A 596-nucleotide genomic window follows, 5' to 3' on the forward strand; every position below is an offset into this window, starting at 1 on the left:
GCATAACTGCCCAGCACATGTTCTATCTCGCCCAGCTCGATCCGGTTGCCTCTCAGCTTGATCTGCGTGTCCAGACGGCCCGTGCAGACCAGGTTACCGTCAGGCTGGTAATAACCCTGATCGCCGGTACGGTACAGGCGGCCGTAGGCGGCATCACCGCCACTTAACGGATTGGCCACAAACGCACGGCTGCTGCGCTCTTCATCTTTCCAGTAGCCCAGGCCCACACAGATCCCCGAAACACAGATCTCTCCACGCACGCCGGGAGGACAAGGGTGTTGGTAACGGTCAAGAATATACGTTCGCATATTAAGGCCCGGACGGCCGATAGGAATATACGGCTGGTCAATCCGGATATCGGCAGGCACCACATAATGCGTAATATCATCGGAGGCTTCGGTAGGCCCGTAGGCATTCAGTAAAGGAATGCCCGGATAACGGCTGTACCAGCGGACAGCCAGCGGTACCGGCAACGCCTCGCCGGTAGGGATCAGCCACCGCAACGATGGCAGCGGCGCTTCTTCCGGCAGGCCTTCCAGAAAAGCAGACAACAGCGAAGGCACCGTTTCAAAAACAGTGATGTCCTCCGTTTGAAG

The 596-nt window shown here is 57.7% G+C and carries 1 protein-coding gene; it reads right to left on the bottom strand.

Annotated elements, in window-relative coordinates; translation table 11 throughout:
* Window positions 1-596: AMP-binding protein (locus ICL55_RS34925; RefSeq protein ID WP_188106703.1), on the bottom strand; the 596-nt coding region annotated here is incomplete at both ends.

The sequence above is a fragment of the Chitinophaga varians genome, from assembly GCF_014529945.1.
Classification (GTDB): Bacteria; Bacteroidota; Bacteroidia; order Chitinophagales; family Chitinophagaceae; genus Chitinophaga; species Chitinophaga varians.